Below are 16,533 nucleotides of genomic sequence, written 5' to 3' on the forward strand. Positions count from 1 at the left end.
TGAGAGAAGCCTAATCGACGCCGAGATAGGCGGCGCGAATTGCACGATCTTGGGCAATGTCACTGCTCGATCCGGCCTTCGAGACCCGACCGCGATCCATCACAACCACATGCCTGGCCAGGTCGAGCGCCACAGCGACGTCCTGTTCCACGACGACGATGCCGACCCCATCGATGCTGATCGTCTTCAGCGCTTCCACGAGGAAATCGACGGCGACCGGCGACAGACCGAGTGACAGCTCGTCGATCATCAGGATGCGCGGACGCGACATCAGCCCGCGCCCGATCGCGCACATCTGTTGCTCACCTCCGGACATGGATACGGCGTCTTGACGTCGTCGTTCGGCGAGCTTCGGGAACGTGGCGTAGATCCGATCAAGATCGCGCCTAAGCTCCGCGGATGCGGCAGCGCGCGCAAACGCGCCCATCAGCAAATTGTCCTCGACGGTCATGCCGGCGAACAGGCGCCGGCCTTCCGGAACATGCGCGATGCCGGCATTGACAAAATCGAGAGCCTTGGAGCCGGAGAGTTCGGCCTCGCCGATCCGAATGCTGCCTTGGCGCGGCTTCAGCAATCCCGATAAACTGCGCAGCAATGTTGTCTTCCCGGCACCATTTGAACCGATCACCGCGGTGATCACCCCGACCTCGGCCGAGATGGAGACGTCCGTGAGTACGGAGACATCACCGTAGCCGGCGCTAAGGTTCGAAACGACGAGACCTGGGGTCATGGCTTTTCTCCGAGCATCGCAGCCGCGCCGCGTGTTCCGAGATAGGCCTCTATGACCAACGGATTGCGAACGACCTCGTCCGTCGGACCACTTGCAAGCAGCTGACCGCGATGCAGCACGATCAACCGCGGGCAAAGCCCTTTCACAACTTTCATCAGGTGCTCGATGATCACGATCGCCACGCCTTCAGCAGCAATCTTCCGGATCATGCCGAGAACGCCTTCGATTTCGCCGGTGTTTAAACCCGCGTTGACCTCGTCAAGGAACAGCAATTTTGGCTTGGCGACCCAGGCCCGCGCGAGTTCCAAACGCTTGCGTTCAGCCAACGTCATGCGGACCGGCAGGTGATCGCGACAATGACTGATACCGAGATTGCTCAACGCGGCATCTGCCTGCTCCCGGGCGCTGGACAGCGATCGCGCGCCCCCTGCGAACATCGCGGCGGCCGCGACATTGTCGAGCGCGGTCAGCGCGTTGAACGGCTGGACGATCTGGAACGTCCGCATCAACCCTCTCGATGCGAGATCGTGGGGCTTCCGGCCGGTGATCCTTTGCCCGCGAAACGAGATCTCGCCCTGGGAGGGCCTGAGATGACCCGTGACCAGATTGACGAGCGTGGTCTTGCCGGCACCGTTCGAGCCGATGAGGCCGACGATCTCGCCTTCGTTCAGTCGGAACGAAACGTCGTCAATCGCCCTCAGTCCGCCAAATCGACGGCTGACATGTCTGACGTCGAGCAATGCGACCGTCATGGGCGGGTCTTCCTGGAGACAAGCGAGGGCAACACACCGGCTGGCAGGACCAGAAGCAGCAGGACGATCAAGACGCCGAGTCCTCCCGCGCTGAAGCTCAGAACGTTGCGCCAAACGATTTCCTCGAGTGCGACGAAGATGGCGGCACCGATGACCGGCCCGAGGATCGTGCCCACCCCTCCGAGCAGCACCGCGACGATCGGCTTCACGGACCACATCACGTCGTACACGTCCGTCGGATCGATGTAGCCGATCCATCCGGCATAGACCGCGCCGGCAACCGCCGACGGAACGGACGACAGGATGAAGGCGTAAGTCTTGAGCTTCTGGGCATCGACGCCGATGCCGGCCGCCGCAGTCTCGTTCATGCGGATGCAATCCAGCCCAAATCCGAGGCGGCTCCATTTGATCGCTGCGCCCAACAGAACGGTGAGCACGGCCAGCGCCAGCGAGACTCTCAGCGCGAAACTCGCCAGCACTTCCGGGTCGCCGCCAGCGCCGGCAATCGTCAGGCCCATGCCTCCACCGGTCAGACCGGACCATCCGGTTGTCAGCTCCTTGAGGATGGTGCCCAGCATGAGGCTCGCGACCGCGAAATAGTGACCGCGCAACCTGAGAACGCAGTAGCCGACCGGCGCGGCGAGAACGCCGCCAGCGAGTCCCGCGGCGATCAGGGCTAATCGCCAGTCCATTCCATTTGCTTGCAGAATCGCGGCGACATACGCGCCGAGTCCAAAAAAGGCGCCCGTTGCAAACGACGGGTAACCCGTGAAGCCACCGACGATATTCCAGGACGCGGCCAAGACCAGCAGAAGGCTGAACATCGTGACGAGGCGCATGAGATAGGGCTCGCCAGCAAGGATCAGCGGAAGCCCTGCGCAGGCGAGCGCGCCGATGACGATAATTGCAATTGTAAGTCGGCCACGAGAGGTCATTCGTAGCCTGCCCGGCCCAGGAGGCCCTGTGGTCGCGTGAACAGCATCAGAAGGAGGACGACGGCGGCAACCGTGGTGCCGTACTCGGCTCCGACAAAAAGAGCGCCCAGGCTTTCAACGACGCCAAGCAACAGCCCGCCGGCCACCGCCCCCAGGACGCTCCCAAGTCCGCCCAGCACGCAGGCGACGAACGCGATGTGCAGATAGTAGGTGCTGTTCAGGGGCGACGTCGGGAAGATGGCTGCGAGCAGGCAGCCCGCCACCCCCGCCATGGCTAATCCGAGTCCGAACGTCGTTGCATAGATGATCTCGACACGCACGCCCATCAACTCGGCGGTCTGCCGGTCCATCCTGACTGCGACGATCGCACGGCCGAGACGAGATCTGTGGAGATAGACGTGCAGGGCGAAGGCCACGCCGATACCCGCAGCCGCAGCAAGAAGACGATCGACAGGGAGCGTCAGCGCGCCAAAGTGAAGCGGCACGGTCGGAAAGACCCCTTCGATCTTGCGATAGTCCGCCGTGAACAGACTGATCATCGTGTTGTTCAGGATCAGGTCCATCCCAAAGGTGAACACCAGAGTAATCAGCACGGGAGCAGCGATCACCCGCTGGATCAGAAATCGCTGAAGCACCCAACCCGCGCCGAACAGCAGAGGACCTGCAAGAGCAACAGCCAGCAGAGGATTGAGACCGGCATATCTCCAGGCGAAATACGCAACATAGGAGCCGAGGACGACAGCGGACCCCTGCGCTATGTTGATGATGTTGAGCACGCCCCAGACCAGCGAGAAGCCTGCTGCCATCGCTGCATAGAGGCCACCGAGCAGAAGCCCGTTCAGAATAACCTGCGCTAGTTGCACGGCTGCACCGCGGTTTGATCAGGTAATGCCAAGGCGAAAGTCGCCCTGCGCGATCGACGTAGGCGCCAGAACGATCGGCCTGCCCCCCTGGATCTGGAACACAGGCGGCACCAGCTTTTCGATCTGTCCGGTCGGACCGAAAGAGATCGGACCGTAGAACGTCATGGCATCCAGGCTCGCCAACGCATCGCGCAGGGCCGGCCCTTCAAGCGACCCGGATTTGCGCGCTGCCAGTTGCAGAATCGCGCCCGCTGCTGCAGCCGACGCTTCGATGTAGTCGGGCAGCGCCGAATATGTGGCGAGGAATTTCTGGACGAAGTTCTCCGTCTTCCCGAAAATGTCCACGCCCTCGTAGCGCACGGCAGGATGCCACCAGGCCGCACTCGAGATGTTCTCGGCCGCACGGTGCAGGGCCTGCGTGAACTCTTCGTAGGCGGGTCCGGCGATCATGGTGAGAACCTGCGGCTTCAAGCCCAGATCGCGCATCTGCGTACGAACCTGCACAAGATCGTTCACGTATCCGCCGACAAAGACCCACTCCGGATCGGCGCTGCGCATCTGAGTCAGTGCGGAGGCGAAGTCCAGGCTGCCTATGGCGAACTTTTCGTCGAACACTATCTGGAGGCCGCGCTTGACGGCCGACTTCCTCATTTCGGCGCTCAAGGCCAGCGGCAGAAGATCGTTGCGCGAAAAGATCGCCACACGCTTGATGTCCGGCGCCGCCGCCATGACCATGTCCCCGAGGGGCTCAGTCAGCGTCTCGTTGGGCGTGAACGTTCCAAAGAGGTATTTGAAGCCCTGATCGTAGACTTCCCGCGACGACGCCGTCGGTGCAATCATCGGCACGCGATAGCGTTCGGCGATGGAGCTGGATGCTTTTGCGGCGCCGGAACCGAATGGACTGAACAGCGCATGCACGCGCTGTTGCGTCACGAGTTGGTCGCAGGCCTGTACGGCCCGCGGCGTGGCGGATTGATAGTCGCTGTAGATGATCCGCACCGGGACGCGGCGGCCGCCAATCTCGAATCCGCCCGCGCCTTCGACCTCCTTGACCCACAGATCGTAGCCGCGCTTCTGCTTTTGGCCCTCCGGAGCAAGCGGTCCCGTCAACGGCAGTGGAGCACCAATCCTTAGCTCGTCGCTGCCCTGGGCCCGAACGATCGCGGGTGCCACGACGGCAGCCGCCATTCCCATCAAGACCGTTCTGCGCTGCATCAGATCCTCCCCAGAACCCACCTTGCTCTGGGGAGCAATGATCACAGATTGCAAGCCCGTGACGATATAGCCGACACGCGTAGGCGGCGTACTCGGATTTAGAACACCCGGCAGCCCGCACTAGGCCTTGTGATCGGCAATGCTTTGGCGGACGAAGCGCAGGAGGGTCTCAGCGGCCTTGGACAGCGGCTTGGTGCGCAGGGTCATCACGTCTATAGTGGCCTTGACCAGAAGCGGATCGTCAATTCCAAGCGTAACAAGAGAGCCTGCCGCCAATTCGCGAAACAGGGCCTCGGGCGGCAGGACCGTGAGAGCATTGGTCGAAATCGCAATCGTCTTCGCGACGTCCAGCGAGTTCGTCTCCAGGAACGGCCTCGTTACCGCGCCCACCTTGTTGGCAGCCCGCTCAATCAAAGAGCGAATGCCAAAGCTGCGATCGGGCAGAATGTGCGGCCACTCCAGCACCTCCTTCAACCGCAGGCTGCCAGAGCGCTGTGTCAGTTCATGGCCGGGTTGCATGACCGCCTGAAGCGGCTGGGGCCAACGCATCCTCAACAGCAGTTCGTTCCGTAACGGGGGATCAAGGGCGATCCCGATGTCGGCCTCCTCCTTGAGAAGGGTTTCCGAGACCTGGTGCGTCCCCAGGATCCGAACCTCGAGATCCACCCCCGGAAATTTGGCCCGGAATGCCGAGATGCACTCCGGCAAAACGCGCCCTTGTGTCGCCTCGACCGTTGCGAGCACCACGCGGCCGCGGCGCAAGCCGCTGAGATCATCGATCGAAGACTTCAGCCGATCAAGATCGCGCTTGGCGCATTGCACATAGCGGGCAACGAGCTTGCCCTGCTCAGTGGCCTCGATCCCCGTCCGACTTCGCAGAAGAAGCGGCGCGCCAAACCGGTGCTCGAGCACTTGAATCTGACGGCTAATGGCGCTCGGTGCAATCTGTAGGCGATCCGCCGCCAAACGTATGGATCCGCAATCGACCACTTCCATGAAGTATCGGAGCGCTGGATCCAACATGCCGCTAAAGCACGATTTCAGTGCGTTGTTCGCCCAACCCGTCAATGCCGCAACGAAGCAGATCCCCCGGTCGAAGATAATCCGGATCGGACTTGTTGTAGGCCACGCCGCGCGGCGTACCGGTCAGGATCACGTCACCCGGCACGAGGCGCATGAACTCGCTGAGATGGGCAATAATTCGCGGCACCGAGAAGATCATGCGAGACAGCAACGAGTCCTGTCGCACCACGTCGTTCTTCTGCAGCCAGATACGTCGAGATCCAAGGTCTCCCACCTCGTCGGGAGTAACCAGCCAGGGGCCGAGGGGTGCAAAGGTGTCGGCGCTCTTAGCCTTGCTCCACTGCCCGCCCCGTTGGAACTGCCAATTTCGCTCGGTGACGTCATTCGCAACCCCAAACCCCGCGACGGCGGCCATCGCTTCCTTCTCGCTCACGCCAGTCGTCGGTCGACCGATCACACAGGCAAGCTCGACTTCCCAATCGACAGCTTCCGCCGTCCTTGGAATGATGATCGGATCGGTTGGCCCGCAAATCGCGGTCGGGGACTTGAAGAAGACGAGTGGCTCGCTGGGCAATTCGAAACCGGTCTCCTCCGCATGATCGGCGTAGTTGAGCCCAACGCAGACGACCTTGCCCGGAGTGGGCACCGGCGGCCCGAGCCGTACGCCCGCTGGAACGATTGGACAGGAAGCGATGTCCATTGCAGAAAGCGCGGCGAGCGAGGCAGGAGCAATGGCCTCGCCTACCCAATCGGAGATGCGACCTGAGACGTCTCTAACGCAGCCTTGTTGATCAACAATACCCGGTCGTTCTTGTCCCGCGTTACCAAATCGCACGAGTTTCATGTTACGGTCGCCGCCTCAGGTCCGCCGCGCGACGAAGTCGATCTCGACACGCGCACCCAGCGCCAGCTTCGCAACTTCGACCGTTGTGCGCGCCGGGAACGGCGCGGCAAAAATGCCTCCGTAAATTGCGTTCATCGCCGCGAAATCGCTTATGTCCACAAGGAACACGTGTGTCTTGATAACATGCTCGAATCCGAGGCCAGCCGCAGCCAGGACGCGCCGGAGGTTCTCGAATGCCTGGCGCGTTTCTGCCTCGATGCCGCCCGTGACCATCGCGCCGGTGACCGGATCTTGCCCAACCTGGCCCGACGCATAGAGCAGATCGCCGGCCCAGACACCTTGCGCAAATGGCCCCACAGGCGGCGTGAGGTCCGGAGCAGTTACTATCTTCCTGGTCATTCTAGGGTTCCTCAGTCCAATTGGGGACAGCGCCACGGTCCGCGTCGGAGGTCGCAGCCAGTTTACAGAAAGCAGGAACCGATCTATCGTTCTTGTCGGATATTGACCTCAGGACCATGGCTACTTTTCAATTCGAAAGCCCTCTCGACAGAGCGACCTTTCGTAGCTCGCCGATGTTTGGCGGCATCGATTTGATGTCAGCACGATTTGTGCGGCATAGTTTCGCACCACATTCACACGATGAGCTGATGATCGGCGTCATGCACGCTGGCGTGAAGTCGTTTCGATGTGGAAGCGCACGCGCGTATGCAGCGCCGGGTGACCTGGTGGTGGTCAATCCCGGTGAAATGCATACCGGGGAACGCGAGCGTGGCCGGGAGTTGGCCTACGCTGCGCTCTATGTGCCAGCCTCCGCCGTTGCGTCGATGTTGGCGCGCTCGCGCGGCGATGGCCCCATCATCGAGAAGACTGTCATCGACGATCCCGACCTCTGGCATTGGTTTGACCAGGCGCAGGGACTCGCGATGGCCGGCCTCGACACGGCTGGCGCCGAAGAGGCGATGATTTGTGGCATTTCACTGCTGTTCGAGCGCTATGGATCCAGCCAACTGATCCAAACCGAGGCAAGCTGTCCGAAAGCGGTCGATCGTGCCGTTGAGTTCCTGCACGCACGTGCGTGCGACCACATCAGTCTCGAGGATGCCTCAAGAGCCTCTGGCGTCGGCCTGTTTCACCTGATCAGGCTCTTCCAAAAGCATCTTGGCTTGACGCCGTACTCGTATCTGACCCAGGTACGAATTGCGAAGTCGCGGCAGCTCTTGAGGCTTGGCGAGCCAGTGGCACAGGTGGCATTGGACGTCGGCTTTGCCGACCAGGCACACTTCACAAAGCGTTTCAAACAATTCACCGGCACGACGCCGGCACTTTATGCAAGGTCGATGCAATAAGAGCGCTGGTCGGCGTCCAGGCCTTTGGATGCCCTATCGGACGTCCCGCCGGATTGCCGGAGCAACTTTCGACAAGACGTCTTGTGGTCGCGGCCTCCAATAGCCGCTGCACAATGACCTGAGGATGATGTGACACACAAGCCAGACTGGCCGGGACGCTTTCCCCGGAACGAGATCATTTCGCTGTTGGATGTCAATCGGCGATACAATCTGGCCGAGAGCACGGCCCAGGATTTGACGTTCGGCGAGATCGTGAACCTGGCCGGCGGGCTGACTGCGCTAGGCGACCTCAAGATGGGCTATGGTTCATCCGCGGGTGTGCCGCGTCTCCGCGCCGCGATTGCGGCTCTGACGGGGGTTCAACCGACAGAAATCATTACCACACAGGGAACGGCCCTCGGTCTTTTCCTGCTGGCGTTCGAGCTCTGTCGCCCCGGCGATGAAGCAGTCATTGCGACACCGTGTTTCCCGCCATCTCGCGACTCGCTCGTCGGAGCAGGCGTGACCTTGCGCGAATGCCGCCTGACCTTTGATCGCGGCTATCAATTGACAGCCGAAGCGCTCGAACCGCTCCTCAACGAGAGAACAAAGCTCGTTAGCATCGCCAGCCCGCACAACCCGAGCGGTGTCCGCGCAAGCCTTGCTGAACTACGGACAATCCTGGAAGTGATACGCGTGAAAGCGCCCGCTGCACGTTTGTTCGTTGATGAGGTGTACCGCGATGCGACGTACGGGGATGAACTCCCCCCTCAAAGCGCAGCGGCGCTCGATGAGACGATCATAACCGGGGCATCCGTCTCCAAGGCTCACGGCGCGCCCGGACTCCGCGTTGGATGGTTGACCGTTCGCGATCCCAAGCTTCGAGAGCGATTGATGACCGCGAAGATGAACCTCGTTCTCTCTGGCTCTCCGCTCGACGAGACCCTTGCCGCGGCCGTCCTCGACAACCGTGAGACGATCCTGCGCCAACGTCGCAGTTTGCTTGCAACCGGGCTTTCGACGGTCGCGGCCTGGGTCAACGACCAAGCCGGCTTTGTCGAGTGGGTGAAGCCGGATGGCGGCGCTCTCTGCTGCCTCCGATTGAACCCAGCCGCGTTTGATCAGGCTGGAATTGATCGCTTCTGGTCGGCACTTCCGAATGCGGATCTCCAGATCGGGGACGGCGCCTGGTTTGGCGAGTCGTCCGCAGTTCTGCGCCTTGGCTTTGGCTACCTTCCAATCGACGTTCTCCCGGCCGCACTGGCCGCGTTGTCGGCAACAATTCGGGCCACGGCCCGACCGCCTCGATAGTCAACGCGCTCGACGGATACGGCAAAAGGAAGCACCGAGGCGATGCCGCCTCGGTGGTGAACCGTTCGCGCTTCCAGCCAGGGGCGCGCCTTACGCGCGATTCTTCTTGTAGGGACCGTACGGCGAGCCGCTGCAATCGCGCCAGCGCGATTTCTATATGGCGAGTGAGCCTTCCACACAGGTCACGCATGCCCCGCCGATGCGGACCTTTCCGTTCGCGTCCACCGTCGCCTTCACGCGTCCAGCTCGACCGACGCACTGCCCCTGCGACGCGATATAGGATTGTCCGCTCGGTGCCAAAAGTCCTCGTGCCCATTGGAACGCAGCGACGCTACCGTTGCCGCTTCCGCAGACCGGATCTTCCATCACCCCACAGGAGGGCGCGAAAGTGCGCACCTCAATGGCAACGTCCCCTTTTTCGTAAGCGCCGAACACGGTCAGGCCTGTGACGCCAAGACGGCGCTCGAACTTTGCCAGCCGCGCCAAATCGGGACGTAACTTTAATACAGATGCAGCGTCGGCAATTTGCGCCACAACCCATACAGGACCGACATTTACAATGCCTGGTGCGGATTTTGCCGTCACTGCGCAGCCGAGAATGAGCTTCAGCTCGTCGATATCTGCGTCGCCCAGAGGATCAAGCTTTGCCGACGGTAGAGCGAAGGTCAGTTGCTGGTTGCCACCTTGTTCCTCGAGCGTGACCTCGACGAGGCCGACTTTGCATTCTTGAACTAACCGCCCATCTTGCCGGAGTTTCGTGCGTCCGCTTTCCAGGATTGCGTGAGCGCTACCCAGCGTCGGATGCCCGGCGAAAGGAAGCTCGCTGCGCAGTGTGAAAATCCGCAAGCTGTAATCTGCATCGGCGGACGTAGCCGGAAGAACAAAGGTCGTTTCGGAAAGATTGGTCCAGCTGGCAATAGCTTGCATTGCGTCTGTGTCGAGACCGTCGGCATCGAGTATCACCGCAACCGGATTGCCGAGGAGCGGTCGGGATGTAAAGACGTCAACGACTTTGTAGGATCGCTTCATATTTGGTTCCGAGGAATTGCAGGCGGCAATTTCCGTACGTTATAGCAAGCTGCAAGCGTTGTTGAAAGCGAGCAACCCTCAATCGCTCGCCTACCGGTCCACTTCGTGATGTCCTTAGCGATAGAAAGACTTTTCGCCACGCTTGTTCTCGACCTCGACACTGACAACCATGAGCCGCGACAGCTCGCCGGTAATACAGCTTCACGGTGATGGCGTCGCCGACGAACACCTGCCTTGAGAGAACAGATCAATCTATCGGCCGTGGACGCCGAAGCTAATCTTTGCTCCGGCCCTCCTTATAAGCGATCATCTCGATCTTCATATTCTCGTTCTTCGACGGAAGAGCCGACACGCCCACGCAGCACCGAGCTGGCTTGTGGCCGCCCATCGCGTTCAGATACACCTCGTTGACCGCGTCGTAATCGCCGACGTTCACGAGGTAGACATTGACCTTGACGACATCCGCAAACGTCGCGTCACACTCCTTGAGAATGTTGGCGAGGTTCTTCATGCATTGTGCCGTCTGCTCGCGAATGTCCAACGGGAATTCACCCGTCTCCGGGTTATAGCCGGCCGTTCCCTTGGTGAAGATCCAAGGACCAACAATCGATGCATGCGAGAATGGCCGATTGTGAGCGTGAGAATCTACTAACCGCACGTTTTCACTTGACACGAAAGACCTCCATTTTGTTGCCGAGTATCACTTTCTGAGCCGCATAGTCCTTCGCTCAAGCCACCTTATCGTCAGCGTCAGCGGCCAACATATGATGAAATACACCACGGCTACCGCAGTGAAGATTTCCAATGGCCTGAAGGTCGCGGACGACAATTCGGTCGCCCTGCGAGTGATCTCCGGCACCGACAAGACGGACGCGAGTGACGAGTACTTGATGAGCATGACGAAATTTGACGCCAGCGGTGGGAGGCTGGCCCAAAACGCTTGAGGCAGCACGATCCGCATGAACGTCTGCAGCTTGCTCAGTCCGAGCACGTTTGCCGCTTCAACATGCCCCTTCGGGACGCCTTGGATTCCGGCGCGATACACTTCGCCGATAAAGGCCGACGAATATATCGAAAGCCCCAGAATTGCGGCAAACATCGCTGGAATATCAATCCCGAATGATATCGGCAGCACATAGTAGTACCACAGCAACTGGATCAGGATCGGGGTGTTGCGAACCAATTCCCCGAACGTGATGCTGACAGATCTGACTGCTCGCCATTTTGAGAGATCGAGAGACACCAGCACCAACCCACCCAACATCGCCATCACCAGCGTGGCGGCGGATATGGTCAGCGTGCCCTTGAGGCCCGAAAGCAAGAAGGGCAGGTTGGACCACACAACGTCCCATCTGAACGTGTACGTGCTCATGTCTCGGCTCGTGCCGCTCTAACAGATTATTTGGCGACCATCGGACTAAGATTATGCTTCTCCGCATACTTCTTGAGTCGACCATCATTGTGAATCGTTCGCACGAACAGGTTGATGTAATTCAGCCAAACCTGATCCCCTGGAGCGACCACATACGAATAGGGCGTAACCGCAATCGGCTCGGACGGTGCAATCAACCTCGCCCAGTCGAATTCGCGCTTGATCCTGACACTGGCCGGATAGTCACTGACGTATACGTCAGCCTTGTTCGCGGCGATTTCGCTTAGCATGTCCGCGGGCGGCACGACGCTGCGCTGGGTTGCACTTTTCAGGTAGCCCTTCATGATATCATCCATGAAGCTTCCTAGCCCCGTAACGACCCGCACGCCGGGCTGGTCAACGTCTTCCCACTTCTGAATCTTGCTGCCATCCTTCACGATGGCATACAGTCCGGACTCGAGATACGGATTTGAAAACTCAACCGCCTGAGCTCGCTTGAGGGTGGCGGCGACGGCAAACATTCCGATATCGCACTTGTCAGCCTGAAGATCGGCAATGAAGGTTGAGAACTGTGTCTCAACAATTTCGAGCTGAACATTGAGCTCTTTCGCGAGCTCCTTCGAGAGGTCGACATCGATCCCTTCGAGCTCTCCGGTCTTCGGATTTCGAAATGAAATGGCGTAATAGCTGGGAACTTGGCAGACGCGAAGTTTTCCCTTCTGCGGAATCAGGGTTAGCTTGGAGATCTTTTGCTGCGCGTAAACCGTTGCCGATCCGAAGATTGCGCAGAAACCAATCATACCAGCAGCAAGGATAGACAGCTTTTTCATTTCGGTTGCCCCTCGTTCGTCGATCAGAACATCATTTCAAGGAATTGCTTGGCTCTCTCGGTCTTAGGCGACCTGAAGAAATCCTCGGATCCGCCTTCTTCGACCAGCTTTCCGCCATCGAGAAATGCGACGCGCGTGCTGACGCTTCTGGCGAACCCCATCTCATGGGTGACCACCACCATGGTCTGGCCATCCTCGGCGAGCTTTTTGAGTACGGCCAAAACTTCGTGACGAAGCTCGGGGTCGAGGGCCGACGTCGGCTCGTCAAATAGAATTACTTTTGGATTCATTGCCAGGGCGCGCGATATCGCTACTCGCTGCTGTTGACCACCCGACAGTTGGGCTGGATATGCGTCGCGCTTGTCAGCAATACCGACCTTGGTCAAGATTTCGATGGCCGATGCGATCGCCGCGTCCCGCGAAATTCCACGAACACGAATGGGCGCTTCGATGACGTTCTGAAGGACGGTCATGTGCGGCCACAAATTGAACTGCTGGAACACCATTCCGATGTCCCGCCTCATCAACTTGGCGGCCTGTCGCGAATGCCGGGCGGACGCCGCTCCCGCGACGATCGCGCCGTTGACGCGGATCTCTCCGGACGAGATATCCTCGAGCAGCGCCAGGCACCTCAGGAACGTCGTCTTGCCCGAGCCCGACGGACCAATGAGGCTGACGATTTCGCCTTCCGCGACGTTGAGCGAAACATCGTTGAGCACCGAAAGTGCGCCAAAGCTCTTCTTGATCTGGCGGGCTTCGAGAATCGTCTTCCTGGATGCCAACACTATGAAGTTCCGCGCCTTCTGCCGGTAGCCCTGATCCGGCAGATTAGAGTGGACGCGAGTAGGAGCGGAAAGCAGTAACTTGCGAGCGCGGTGTTGCCCGAATTAGATCACCACGGCGGCGGATCGGAGAATGGAGCCTCCTTACTCGTCGGAACCCTCGATGGCGAACAATCGACCAAAGCCGCCGGGATTCATGTCGATACCGTTTGATCGCAACAATTGCCACACCATGCATTGATTGCTGGTCAACACCGGAATCCCCCCACGCTGCTCGAGCCGCGAAATGACGGGAGCCGATCTGATGGCGGTGCAACTGATGAAGCATGCGTCCGCGCGCGGGCTGATGTTGTCACCTGCCCACTCGGCTATCGCATCGGGGGTAATCCGGGCCATCTCGGAATTCGTGTTGATTCCGAGGTGGGCACTTCCTTCCACCGCAAAGCCGTTGGACTCTAGGAACGATATTTCGCGCTCGTGAACCTCGCTGATGTAGGGACTTAGCAGCGTTACGCGCTTGGCGCTGAGCCTCCTCAACGCTTTGATGATCGCATCCGCGGTGGTGAAGCATTTTACATTCGATGCAGCCTCCACCCGCTGGCGAATCTCGCTCGCCAGGTCCGGCGCAAACGTCGAAACCGCCGTACAGTGAAATACGATGACGTCGACGCCGGCATCGGCAAGAAGACTGGATGCCGGCTCGAGTTGCTCGAGCATCCCCAGGAGCTCCGGCTTCGAGCTGCCGCGCAGCGCCAACCTGGTCACGAGCGGGGAGACGCCCGCTGGCAGCATGGCTCGGATCTCGGGTTCTGCGATCGGGTTGCCCGACGGCATCAAAAGGCCGACACGAAGGCGACTACCGTAGTCAATGTCTGCCATGCTCATCAACCCTTTGCATCCCCGTGCCAAGCATTTGGCGACCGCCTTGACACGCCCCCTATGCTTCGGAAGCGGCACAGGCCCTTTCGGCGGGGATTTCCGCTTCATCCGAAACGGAAATTGGCGTCCTGGCACCGAACGTGATGACGATTGCTCCACCGAGTAGCAGCACGCCGGCAATCAAGAACGCACCGGAGAAGCCGCCGGTCGCCGCGACCACGTAACCCGTTGCGATCGGGGCAGCCGTTCCAAACAGATTGCCCCCCATGATGAGAAGGCTGGTAGCAACGCCGTTGTAGCGGCCGTCAGACATCAGATCTGCGGTCAGGGCAATGTTCATTGCCATTGCCGTGGCGACGCATGCGAGCGATATGCTGATGAGGGCCTCGATGAGCCAGATGGATTCGACGAATGGGGCAGCGAGGATGATCGAAGACAAAAGCAGCATCGTCGCGATCAACTTGCGCCGGTCGCTGTTGCTGGACTCGGCCCCTTTCAACAATCGATCGCTCAACCAGCCCAGGCCGAGGCCAAGAAGTGCGGCCGTGCCGTATGGGATCGCGGAGAACAGACTAGACTTCAGGACATCCATGCCGCGCGATGCCACGAGATAGCTCGGCAACCAAGTCATGAACAGATAGAGTGTGTATCCGGCACACCCTTGAGTCAGGGCAAGCGACCACATCGTAGGACTGCGCAAGAGCTCTTTCAGCGCAGCGATCTGATTCAGCTTCGCGGTCGCGCCCGATGCGATCTCGCCGCGGCTTTCGCGAATAAACTCGCGCTCCGCGGCGCCGAGCCAGGCGGCATCTTCCGGCCGGCGATACAGCAGATACCACGCCGCGGCGATCACAAGTCCAGCCACGCCAGTGATATAGAAGGACTCGCGCCATCCGAATTCTACGATCAGCGAGCCCACCACCACGGAGCCGAAGCAAAGACCGGCATGTGCTCCGCAGTTGAGAAAGGCCGCGGCAATGCCGCGCTCGCTTGCAGGCGCCCATTCGCGAATGATCTTGCCGCCGGATGGATAGCTCGCGGACTCGCCTATTCCGAGCACGAGACGCGATGCAACGAGCGATGAATAAGTTGCCGCCAGACCGGTCCAGATTCCGGCCAGCGACCAGATGCCGAGCGTCGTGTAGGTGACCGCACGTCCCCCGAACCGGTCGGCGAGCATCCCCATGGGAATCAGGCAGAGCAGATAGGTCCACAGGAAGGCTGAAAAGATGTACCCCATGTCGATCGGCGACAGGCCGTAGCTTTCCGCCAGCGGCTTGGCGGCAACAGAAAGATTGACCCGGTCGAGGTAGTTGATGAACATCAACACGAAGAGACCGGTATACACGAAGTATCGCTTCTTGATGCCCATCTTCCTACCCCCAATTATCGATCACGAAAAATCTGCAGGGCAGATAGAGCCGTCCCCGATCGACAGCTATCCCTACCGCGCCTAACTGGGTTTAAACCCGCCATAGTACGCTTCGCCCTCTGCTGGTACTGGCCCAGTGGCTGAAAAAACCGGGCTGCAGGACGGCGTCTTCAATGTCGTGGGCCGCCGGCGCAGCGAAGGATTGTGCAATTCTACTTCTTGCCAAGCACGTTCGAGTTCAGCCTGACCTTTTCTCCACCATCGACAGTGCTTCCGCCGCTCATAACGTGGCGAAGGTTCCGACAATTGTACTACGTAACCATCGGTGAGCGGGCACATCGTCAAAGCGCCGATGCCAGCTCATCACGCTATGCAGAACTGGAGCTTTGAAGGGCAGCTCCCTGATCTCGATCGGATAGGCGCGGCGGAACTCCATCGCGAGCTTGCGTCCGAGGATGGCGACGAGATTTGATTGCACGAGAACCGCGCCCGCGGAGAGATAGGGCACGTCGGAGGCGACAAAGCGGGCACTCTTTCGCGCCTTCAGGAACGAATCCGCGAACTCCAAATTCTCGCCACTTGAGCTGATCCCCAGATGCTGCAACTCGGCAAGCGAGGTCGCCGTCAGCTTCTTTCGTAGCGCAGGATGGCCGCTCCTTAGCACCGCCACGAAGCGGTCCTCGATGAGTTGCTCGGAGGCGAATCGCTCCCCCGCGATGGCACTCCCCGACATTGCAAGATCGAGCTCGCCGCGATCCAGGCGGTCGCCCAGATTAAGGGTGCCGCTGGGCACGAGTGACAGCCGTACATTTGGAGCCTGTGCGCGTACCGCGGCCAAGATCGGCGCCACAGCGACCACAGCCGCATAGTTGTTCACCGCGATCGTGAACCGTCGGTCGGCGGTTGACGGTTCGAACGTGTCGCCCTCGACCGCGAGCTGCAGCTCGTTGAGCGCCTTGCGGACCGGAAGCGCGAGCTGCTCGGCCCTCGGAGTCGGGCTCATTCCGTCAGGCGTACGGACAAACAGCTTGTCCTTCAATGTATGGCGCAGCCGGTTGAGCGCGTGACTGACAGCCGGCTGGCTGATGGCGAGGCTGTCTGCGGCGCGCACCACGCTGCGCTCGCGCAGCACCGCGTCGAACACCAGCAGCAGATTGAGATCGAGGTTGCGGAGTCTCATGGCCCAATGCACGATGTGAATTTGAAGATTATATCAATTCATTTGAATAATAGGGCCGCCGCGCCCAACTTCAAGCCATGTCAACACGCTC

General features: G+C 60.0%; 18 protein-coding genes. 2 read left to right on the forward strand and 16 right to left on the reverse strand.

From position 1 onward, the window contains the following. Positions 1-10: 10 nt before the first annotated feature. The 8 genes from NR187_RS22530 to NR187_RS22565 form a co-directional block, all read right to left on the reverse strand. Positions 11-730 carry an ABC transporter ATP-binding protein gene (locus NR187_RS22530; RefSeq protein WP_256807669.1) on the reverse strand — a complete coding sequence of 240 codons (720 nt, stop codon included), beginning with the start codon at positions 728-730 and terminating at the stop codon, positions 11-13. Further along, positions 727-1,482, reverse strand: a complete 756-nt coding sequence (locus NR187_RS22535) for an ABC transporter ATP-binding protein (protein WP_256807844.1) — start codon at positions 1,480-1,482, stop codon at positions 727-729. The genes NR187_RS22530 and NR187_RS22535 overlap by 4 nt, the downstream gene beginning before the upstream one ends. After that, on the reverse strand, positions 1,479-2,417 hold the full coding sequence (locus NR187_RS22540) for a branched-chain amino acid ABC transporter permease (protein WP_256807671.1): 939 nt from the start codon (positions 2,415-2,417) through the stop codon (positions 1,479-1,481). Before NR187_RS22540 ends, NR187_RS22535 begins: the two co-directional genes overlap by 4 nt. Continuing rightward, positions 2,414-3,280, reverse strand: coding sequence for a branched-chain amino acid ABC transporter permease (locus NR187_RS22545; RefSeq protein WP_256807672.1), 867 nt, complete (start codon positions 3,278-3,280; stop codon positions 2,414-2,416). The genes NR187_RS22540 and NR187_RS22545 overlap by 4 nt, the downstream gene beginning before the upstream one ends. Positions 3,281-3,298: 18 nt before the next feature. Next, positions 3,299-4,495, reverse strand: a complete 1,197-nt coding sequence (locus NR187_RS22550; RefSeq protein WP_256807673.1) for an amino acid ABC transporter substrate-binding protein — start codon at positions 4,493-4,495, stop codon at positions 3,299-3,301. A 120-nt stretch (positions 4,496-4,615) separates the two neighbouring features. Then, positions 4,616-5,518 carry a LysR family transcriptional regulator gene (locus NR187_RS22555; protein ID WP_372703252.1) on the reverse strand — a complete coding sequence of 301 codons (903 nt, stop codon included), beginning with the start codon at positions 5,516-5,518 and terminating at the stop codon, positions 4,616-4,618. Positions 5,519-5,522: 4 nt separating this feature from the next. Then, a complete protein-coding gene (locus tag NR187_RS22560; RefSeq protein ID WP_256807675.1) occupies positions 5,523-6,362 on the reverse strand; it encodes a fumarylacetoacetate hydrolase family protein in 840 nt (279 codons plus the stop codon). A gap of 15 nt (positions 6,363-6,377) precedes the next feature. Beyond that, the gene (locus NR187_RS22565; protein ID WP_256807676.1) at positions 6,378-6,761 is read right to left on the reverse strand and encodes a RidA family protein; all 384 of its coding nucleotides are present in this window, start codon (positions 6,759-6,761) and stop codon (positions 6,378-6,380) included. Between the two features lie 173 nt (positions 6,762-6,934). Between NR187_RS22565 and NR187_RS22570 the strand changes: the two genes are divergently transcribed. Together NR187_RS22570 and NR187_RS22575 are read left to right on the forward strand one after the other, a co-directional pair. Continuing rightward, positions 6,935-7,708 (forward strand): AraC family transcriptional regulator, encoded by a 774-nt coding sequence (locus tag NR187_RS22570; protein ID WP_256807845.1) that lies wholly within the window; start codon positions 6,935-6,937, stop codon positions 7,706-7,708. A 129-nt stretch (positions 7,709-7,837) separates the two neighbouring features. Next, positions 7,838-8,998, forward strand: coding sequence for a pyridoxal phosphate-dependent aminotransferase (locus NR187_RS22575; protein WP_256807678.1), 1,161 nt, complete (start codon positions 7,838-7,840; stop codon positions 8,996-8,998). 153 nt (positions 8,999-9,151) lie between these two features. Here the strand turns inward: NR187_RS22575 and NR187_RS22580 are convergent, their stop codons facing one another. The 8 genes from NR187_RS22580 to NR187_RS22615 all read right to left on the reverse strand — a co-directional run bounded on the left by NR187_RS22580 (position 9,152) and on the right by NR187_RS22615 (position 16,454). Further along, positions 9,152-10,027, reverse strand: a complete 876-nt coding sequence (locus tag NR187_RS22580; RefSeq protein WP_256807679.1) for a PhzF family phenazine biosynthesis protein — start codon at positions 10,025-10,027, stop codon at positions 9,152-9,154. Positions 10,028-10,301: 274 nt separating this feature from the next. Then, a complete protein-coding gene (locus NR187_RS22585; RefSeq protein WP_256807680.1) occupies positions 10,302-10,700 on the reverse strand; it encodes a RidA family protein in 399 nt (132 codons plus the stop codon). A gap of 27 nt (positions 10,701-10,727) precedes the next feature. Then, positions 10,728-11,399, reverse strand: coding sequence for an amino acid ABC transporter permease (locus NR187_RS22590; RefSeq protein WP_256807681.1), 672 nt, complete (start codon positions 11,397-11,399; stop codon positions 10,728-10,730). Positions 11,400-11,425: 26 nt separating this feature from the next. After that, positions 11,426-12,229, reverse strand: coding sequence for an ABC transporter substrate-binding protein (locus tag NR187_RS22595; protein ID WP_256807683.1), 804 nt, complete (start codon positions 12,227-12,229; stop codon positions 11,426-11,428). 23 nt (positions 12,230-12,252) lie between these two features. Then, positions 12,253-12,993, reverse strand: a complete 741-nt coding sequence (locus tag NR187_RS22600) for an amino acid ABC transporter ATP-binding protein (protein ID WP_256807846.1) — start codon at positions 12,991-12,993, stop codon at positions 12,253-12,255. A gap of 162 nt (positions 12,994-13,155) precedes the next feature. Then, a complete protein-coding gene (locus NR187_RS22605) occupies positions 13,156-13,890 on the reverse strand; it encodes an aspartate/glutamate racemase family protein (protein WP_256807684.1) in 735 nt (244 codons plus the stop codon). A gap of 58 nt (positions 13,891-13,948) precedes the next feature. Continuing rightward, positions 13,949-15,262, reverse strand: coding sequence for an MFS transporter (locus NR187_RS22610; protein WP_256807685.1), 1,314 nt, complete (start codon positions 15,260-15,262; stop codon positions 13,949-13,951). Positions 15,263-15,542: 280 nt separating this feature from the next. Beyond that, positions 15,543-16,454, reverse strand: coding sequence for a LysR family transcriptional regulator (locus tag NR187_RS22615; RefSeq protein ID WP_256807686.1), 912 nt, complete (start codon positions 16,452-16,454; stop codon positions 15,543-15,545). Between the last annotated feature and the right edge of the window lie 79 nt (positions 16,455-16,533).

It is taken from the genome of Bradyrhizobium sp. Bra64 (assembly GCF_024519875.1).
GTDB classification, from domain to species: Bacteria; Pseudomonadota; Alphaproteobacteria; order Rhizobiales; family Xanthobacteraceae; genus Bradyrhizobium; species Bradyrhizobium japonicum_G.

Coding starts and splice junctions, on each gene's coding strand:
- NR187_RS22530 (WP_256807669.1), bottom strand. CDS start 730: ATGACCCCAGGTCTCGTCGTTTCGAACCTTAGCGCCGGCTACGGTGAT.
- NR187_RS22535 (WP_256807844.1), bottom strand. CDS start 1,482: ATGACGGTCGCATTGCTCGACGTCAGACATGTCAGCCGTCGATTTGGC.
- NR187_RS22540 (WP_256807671.1), bottom strand. CDS start 2,417: ATGACCTCTCGTGGCCGACTTACAATTGCAATTATCGTCATCGGCGCG.
- NR187_RS22550 (WP_256807673.1), bottom strand. CDS start 4,495: ATGCAGCGCAGAACGGTCTTGATGGGAATGGCGGCTGCCGTCGTGGCA.
- NR187_RS22555 (WP_372703252.1), bottom strand. CDS start 5,518: ATGTTGGATCCAGCGCTCCGATACTTCATGGAAGTGGTCGATTGCGGA.
- NR187_RS22560 (WP_256807675.1), bottom strand. CDS start 6,362: ATGAAACTCGTGCGATTTGGTAACGCGGGACAAGAACGACCGGGTATT.
- NR187_RS22565 (WP_256807676.1), bottom strand. CDS start 6,761: ATGACCAGGAAGATAGTAACTGCTCCGGACCTCACGCCGCCTGTGGGG.
- NR187_RS22570 (WP_256807845.1), top strand. CDS start 6,935: ATGTTTGGCGGCATCGATTTGATGTCAGCACGATTTGTGCGGCATAGT.
- NR187_RS22580 (WP_256807679.1), bottom strand. CDS start 10,027: ATGAAGCGATCCTACAAAGTCGTTGACGTCTTTACATCCCGACCGCTC.
- NR187_RS22590 (WP_256807681.1), bottom strand. CDS start 11,399: ATGAGCACGTACACGTTCAGATGGGACGTTGTGTGGTCCAACCTGCCC.
- NR187_RS22595 (WP_256807683.1), bottom strand. CDS start 12,229: ATGAAAAAGCTGTCTATCCTTGCTGCTGGTATGATTGGTTTCTGCGCA.
- NR187_RS22605 (WP_256807684.1), bottom strand. CDS start 13,890: ATGGCAGACATTGACTACGGTAGTCGCCTTCGTGTCGGCCTTTTGATG.
- NR187_RS22610 (WP_256807685.1), bottom strand. CDS start 15,262: ATGGGCATCAAGAAGCGATACTTCGTGTATACCGGTCTCTTCGTGTTG.